This window comes from Candidatus Nanopusillus massiliensis (genome assembly GCF_920984865.1).
Window position 1 is genome coordinate 206,418 of record NZ_OV100765.1, and the last position, 6,668, is coordinate 213,085.

The 6,668-nt window shown below is 24.4% G+C and carries 7 protein-coding genes and 1 pseudogene; 5 read left to right on the plus strand and 3 right to left on the minus strand.

Translation table 11 applies throughout. From position 1 onward, the window contains the following. The first annotated feature begins 297 nt into the window (after positions 1-297). Positions 298-564 carry a hypothetical protein gene (locus LUA84_RS01425; RefSeq protein ID WP_231434104.1) on the plus strand — a complete coding sequence of 89 codons (267 nt, stop codon included), beginning with the start codon at positions 298-300 and terminating at the stop codon, positions 562-564. Here LUA84_RS01425 and LUA84_RS05140 read toward each other — a convergent pair. From LUA84_RS05140 to LUA84_RS01430, 3 genes are all read right to left on the minus strand, one after another. Then, on the minus strand, positions 553-813 hold the full coding sequence (locus LUA84_RS05140; RefSeq protein ID WP_457913339.1) for a hypothetical protein: 261 nt from the start codon (positions 811-813) through the stop codon (positions 553-555). The two genes, LUA84_RS01425 and LUA84_RS05140, sit on opposite strands and share 12 nt — an antisense overlap. Positions 814-1,157: 344 nt before the next feature. Continuing rightward, the gene (locus tag LUA84_RS05145; protein WP_457913340.1) at positions 1,158-1,382 is read right to left on the minus strand and encodes a PUA domain-containing protein; all 225 of its coding nucleotides are present in this window, start codon (positions 1,380-1,382) and stop codon (positions 1,158-1,160) included. Between the two features lie 162 nt (positions 1,383-1,544). Beyond that, complete coding sequence (locus LUA84_RS01430; protein WP_231434106.1) at positions 1,545-1,874, minus strand: hypothetical protein; 330 nt, start codon at positions 1,872-1,874, stop codon at positions 1,545-1,547. 358 nt (positions 1,875-2,232) lie between these two features. Between LUA84_RS01430 and LUA84_RS01435 the strand changes: the two genes are divergently transcribed. The 4 genes and pseudogenes from LUA84_RS01435 to LUA84_RS01460 all read left to right on the plus strand — a co-directional run bounded on the left by LUA84_RS01435 (position 2,233) and on the right by LUA84_RS01460 (position 5,603). After that, positions 2,233-2,664, plus strand: a complete 432-nt coding sequence (locus LUA84_RS01435) for a winged helix-turn-helix domain-containing protein (RefSeq protein WP_231434108.1) — start codon at positions 2,233-2,235, stop codon at positions 2,662-2,664. A 313-nt stretch (positions 2,665-2,977) separates the two neighbouring features. Beyond that, entirely contained in the window at positions 2,978-3,169 is a 192-nt protein-coding gene (locus tag LUA84_RS01440) for an AAA family ATPase (RefSeq protein ID WP_231434109.1), read from the plus strand. Between the two features lie 364 nt (positions 3,170-3,533). Further along, positions 3,534-5,199 (plus strand): annotated as a pseudogene (thsB, locus tag LUA84_RS05150) (thermosome subunit beta). Positions 5,200-5,240: 41 nt separating this feature from the next. After that, the gene (locus LUA84_RS01460; RefSeq protein ID WP_231434111.1) at positions 5,241-5,603 is read left to right on the plus strand and encodes a hypothetical protein; all 363 of its coding nucleotides are present in this window, start codon (positions 5,241-5,243) and stop codon (positions 5,601-5,603) included. The last annotated feature ends 1,065 nt before the right edge of the window (positions 5,604-6,668 follow it).

Sequence of the window (6,668 nt, forward strand, 5' to 3'; positions counted from 1 at the left end):
ATTAAGTATTGGAGTATTCCTTGGTTTAAGACATCTGAATATATTTCAAATAATATTATATATAAGTTTATTTTAATTCCAACTATTAGTCTATTAGAAATCTTANNNNACTGAATATTAAGAATTTTTAGGATATTTTTTAGCAGCATTGGCAGGTAATAGTTTTATCAATAGCATTTATAAAAAACTGTACATAAAGAAACTTTAGAAACTATACTGTCACATTCTTTAGCACTATTTGTTTTATCTATATTATTTATATTTATAGCAGCATTAATAGAAGCTTATATTATTTAAATGAAAATATCTTATATGTATGAATCATTTGATTATATAAAAGAAGGAATAATATATGGGAAAATAAAAAATATAATGAAAGATAAAGTAATAATAGAAATAAATGGAAAAGATTATTCATTTGATAAATCTATAGATATAAATAATTTAAATTCTGGTGATTATGTAAGATTTTATATAAAAAATAATAATATAATTTATATTGAAAAAATAAGCCAGAATTTATATGAGAATATTAAGAAAATTTTAGAAAGTTTAAACGAATAATTCTTTCTTATTTTTTATTAAGAATATTAGCCAAAAAATAATTAAAAATATTGTTGTAAATATTTCCCATAAAAAATTGTGTAAAAAATAAGGATTAATATTAAAGATATAATAAAAATAAAAGACAGACCACAATCTAAATATATTTAAAATAAAAATATTGAGGAAAAGATAATGAAATAATATAATTTTTTCTTTATATTTAATATTGGTGTAGAAAATATGAGTGCAAAAATACCGAATACTGATTTAAAGCCTGTGCATTCTTGATCAATTATAAAGCTTATGTTTTTTATATATATTACATTACTTTTCAATGTGAAATTTAAATGAGAATAATATAATATTTTTGATATAAATTCAGAATAACTTATTAAAAAATTATATGGTAAAACAAGATAATAATAGCTAAATAAAAATAATAGTCTTCAAAATAGTAACATATTTGCAAAAAATATAGATAAAATTAATTCTTTTCTTAATAATTTGTTTCTTTTTGCATAATCTATTAATTTACTATAATATTTTTTTATTATATATTCAAACATTTTTTACTTTTGCAGCAACCCAATTTTAAAATCCTCGATTTCATTTCAAGATAATAAGCTTTCTCCTATTGCTAATAGATTAGCAATTTTATCAACTATTAATACAATATCTCTTGGTAATATATTTTCATCTAAGTTTTCAACAAATTTATTAAATACAGATTTTCCTTCTTTTATAAATTTTCTTGCTTCGTCTTTTACAACAATCCTATATTTTGGAAATTCTAGAAATTCTTTTACTATTAGGCCTNCATAAAATGTTAATATAATAAATCCTGTTGCTGGATTCTATTGTCCCAAACAATTTATCATCAATATATATTCTTCTTATTCTTCCGGTTTTTTTACTTTTTTCGATTTTTATTTTTTCTTTATACTTTTCAATTATTTTATCTCTCGATATTATCTCCAAATTGATAAATCAATATTCCTCTAACTATTGATAATTCCATAATAATATAATATAAACTTTTCAGCTATCTCTTCAGCAATTATACTATTATTATTGTATATAATTACTGTATTATTCTGATTATTAAATATTATTCCATAAGAATTATTTGTTGGTATCAGATATATTAATAATGTTTCATTTCTTGGTAAAATATATGTTAGGTTTTCATAACTATTATATAAAGTATATAGAAAAACATAATTATCATTTATACTATTATTCTCTAGAAAATATTTGCATGCAGGACTATTATAGTAAAAAGAACATGCATATATAACATTTTTGTTATATTTTAATAAATATGTCAATATATAAAGAATTTCAGCACCTATTAATATTCATGTTAATGTTGGATCAAAAATAAATAATTGATATTTATAGTTATTTAATGAATGATATAAACTTATATTTGAATATATTGGTATAAATTCTAATTGGCTCATATAAAAAGGTCCAGCAATTGTTATTTTATTTGGATTTGTATAGATATATTTCTGATTATTGTTGTTATTATTTGTATAATTTATTATTCTAGATTTTATAGTTACCAGTAATACTAAAATTATAAAAGCTATAATAAAGATCAATAAATTAATAATTTTTTCTTTTTTCATATATTAATCTTTTGATAAATATATATAAATTTTCTAATTCTAAAAAATATTAATGAGTACTAATGATGTTGATGAGAAATTATTGGAGGTTCTTAAACAGAATGCTTATGGATTAACCATCTCCGAACTATCAAAGATCTTAAATATTAATAGAATTACATTATCTAAACACTTGGAAATATTAAAGGAAAGGGGTTATTTAAATTATAGAAATGTTGGAAAAGCAAAAATATGGTATATAAATGAAGATGTAAACTTTATGGAGATGATTCATGGAAATNCTCCGATAATAAGGTTAATTAGAAAAGATAAAAATGAATTTTATAGCATTTCCGATATAAAATTTTTGATAATTCCTTCTGAAATATTTCAGGTTTTATATTTACAAGCTATGGAAATGAATAATTTAAATTTCATTAGGGATTCTGGAAAAACATNNNNTATTATAATTTCTACTACATATAAAATGTATTTGGAAATGTGAAAGAGTTTTAAATGAAGATTATCTAAAAGAAATAATTAAATTANTTGAGAAATTTGGTTTTGGAAAAATAGAAGATATATTTATTGATATTAAAACATTAGATTTCTTGATTACATTAAGTTCTTCAATTGAATCATTAGTTTTAAAAGATATAGAAGATATATTGAAGGAAAAAAATATGGAAATAAAGGAATATTTTATGGAAGGATATTTTGAGGGATTATTAAGTACTTTGTTNNGAATTACCTATGATAGCAATAAATAAATCTACATTATATAAAGATGAAAAAACAGAATTTGTAATAAGAAAGAAATGATCATTTGTATAACAGGAGTACCTGGTGTTGGAAAAAGTACAATAGCAAAGAAGTTGGCTGANCAAATAGATGCTGTTTTAATTGATATATCAGATTTTGCAATTAAAAATAAATTATATGAAGAATATGATGAAGCCGAACAAACATTTATAGTGGATGAAAATACATTATTTCAAGAAATAGACTAATTAAATAAGAAATTTAAATAGTAAAAACNNTATTATAGAAGGAAATTTTGCTCATTTATATAATAAATGCGTTCTATATATTGTTATAAAAACTGACCCAAATANATTATATGAACGACTATCTAAAGAAAGAATTATCCATATAATAAAGTTTTCACAAATATATGGGCAATGAACTCTTGAAGTTATAGAAGATGAATTAGAAGAAATGAAAAAAGAATATTATGTTTTTTATAGCAATAAAGAAGATGATATTGATAATATAGTAAAGGAAATAAAAAGATTAATAGAAAATAAGGAAAAATCAAATTAATAAAAAATTTTTTAGTCTAAAATTTATAAGTATTATACATATAATATATATATGGCAGAAGATAAAAAAGGATTATATCCAATTGTATTATCTCCAGAAAAATATGCAAAAACAATAGGTAGAGAAGCAATGAGATCAAATATCATGGCAGCTGTACTTAGTAACAGAAATATTAAAAACATCTTTGGGTCCAAGGGGAATGGATAAAATGTTAGTAGATGAATTGGGAGATGTAACTGTTACAAACGATGGAGCAAAAAAATTGGATCAAATGCATGTTGATCATACAGCTGCTAAGTTATAATAGAAATAGCAAAAACACAAGATAAGGAAGTAGGGGATGGTACTAAAAGATCTACAGTTTTAACAGGTGAATTATTAAAGAGGGCAGATGAATTATTAGATAAAAATATACATCCAACAGTTATTAAGAAGGATATAATAAGGCATCAATTATCGCTGAAGAATTGGTAAATAAATTGGCTCAAAAACGTGTCAATGGATGATGAGGAGACATTGATTAAGGTTGCAAAGTCTGCATTATCATCAAAATTAGCATCAATATATTCAGATAATTAAACAAAAATAATTGTTGATGCTGTTAAAAAAGTAACAGATATTGTAGAATTATCAGATGGAGAAAAGAAAATAATTGTAGATCTAGATTCATTAAAGATTGAAAAGAAAATTGGCGGTGGCGTAGAAGAAACATCATAAATTGATGGAAAAGTCAATGATACAATAAAAAATACATGGAGAAATGCCAAAAGTTGTTTCAAATGCAAAGATAGCAATAATAAGTGATGCTATTGAAATTAAAGAAACAGAAACAGATGAAAGGATAAATATATCTTCTCCAGATCAACTAGAACAGTTCTTGAGTAAAGAAAGAGAAATGCTAAAGAAAATGGTAGAAAAAATAAAAGAAGTAGAGAGCAAATGTTGTATTTGCACAAAAACGTGTTGATGACTTAGCAGCATATTATTTGGCAAAATATGGAATATTGCGCAGAAAGAAGAGTTAAGAANTCGGATATGGAAAAAATAGCAAAAGCAACTGGTGGAAAAATTGTAAATTCTATTGATGAATTATCAGAAAATGATTTGGGATATGCAGAATTAGTTGAAGAGAAAAAGGTTGCAGATGAAAATATGATATTTATAACAGGATGTAAGAATCCAAAAGCTGTTACAATATTAATAAGAGCAGGATCTGAGCATGTTGCAGACGAGATTGAAAGATCTATAAATGATGCAATTAGGGATGTTGCAACAGTAATTAAATATGGAAAAGGAATTGCATGGAGGTGGTGCATTGGAAATGGAATTGGCAGAAGGAATAAGAAAAGAGGCTAAGAAAGAGTCACCAAAAGTACAAATGGCAATGCTAGCATTTGCAGATGCATTAGAGTCAATACCATCAGCATTGGCAGAAAATGCTGGCATGGATACTATAGAAGCAATGACACAATTAAGANCATTACATGAACAAGTTAAAAAATGGGCTGGAGTAGATGCAATTGAAGGTAAAATTGCAGATATGTGGGAGAAAAATGTAATTGAGNCAGCAAATATAACTATACAAGCTATAAAGTCAGCAGTAGAAGCTGCCATAATGGTATTGAAAATAGATGATGTTATTGCCGCAATAGGAAAATCAACAGAAGGAGGAGAATATTCTGGTAAGTCAGGAGAAGAGGGAGAAGTTGAAGAATAGTTTTTAAAAGATTTATAAATATCAAAATTTTTTATTTTTTTATGTCATCCTCGGAGTATGAACTTATGCCAACAGATCCTGTCGAAAAATTGGTTGAAGAAGTAGAAAATTTAAAAAACGATTTAGCTGCATTAAAAAATGAATTAAAAGATAATATTGAAGAAATAAAAAGACAGATTTCAATACCTTCTGAAACAAATCCAATAGCTAAAAAAGAAGCTCAAGCCCAATTGTATTATGCTCAATCAAATATAGATACATCATTTTATAAGGAAATTGTAAATTCATTGATAAAAAGTAATACAAACTTACAGGCAAAGATATCTGAATTAGTAGTTGTTACAAATAATTTATATAAAGAAATAAAGAATTTATTTGATATATTTAAAGAAGCTGCTTTATGAAGGCCAAAAGAAAAAGAAGCACCAGAAAATAATATTGAATTATTAAAGAGAATAGAAAACTTAGAAAAAGCTAATCTAAAAGTAGCAGAATTATTGGATAATCTTAAGAAACAAATAGAAAGTACAAGAGGTAATCAAAGTACAAGTTATACAAGTTCAGTGGTACAAAGTTATAATAAAAGAATATAAAATTAATAAATTTTTTTAATATTTTTATAAAATGAAATTACAATCCCANCTTACTTAGTTATTTGTTGTTGGGGCTTATCGTAGTAGGTTTGTCGGTGGGGATATATGAATGGGGTCTGCCATTAATACAAAAATCTCAGCTTGGATCTACAGTAAATAATATTCAGAGTCAATTAACTTCTTTAGCAGAAGCTGCATCATCTGTTGCCCAGAGCAGAGGATCTCAGACTATTACATTGACATTTACCAAAAGGATCTTTAAATATACATAATAATTTAATTCAATATTCNNNNCAAACAACAATAATTTATTATACATCCAGCTATTTCTGTAGTTCCAATAGTTACAATATATATATTCCATGTAATGTAAATAATACAATTTCAATACCATCATCTGGTTATAATTCTATTCAATTATGTGGAATTCCAAATCTTATAGTCAAAGTAAATTCTTCTAATATAATAATACAAGATGTAAATAATAATACTTTAATATTGCCTTTAGTAAGTACTAATAATGTTATAACTCAATATTTTGATTTTAAAATAAATGTTCAGAACAATAATGTATCATTTATTCCCCAATATAATACAGGAATATCTGGTTTATCATATTACCCAGAATGCCTACTTTCAGCAGCCCAATTAAGTGGAATTATACAATATCAGGTAGCATGTAGACCAATGTATAATCCTCAAACTGGACAATGCGAATGGATAATAATAGAACCAGCTGGTCAAACTTCTACTATTACAAATGGAAATTCTGTTAATGTTAACTTACAATATAAAGGATTAAATGTAATTAATAATCCAAATTCCACTGTCTGTCAATCAGTTAGTTTACTATTATGTACAAGCTTCTGTTGTATA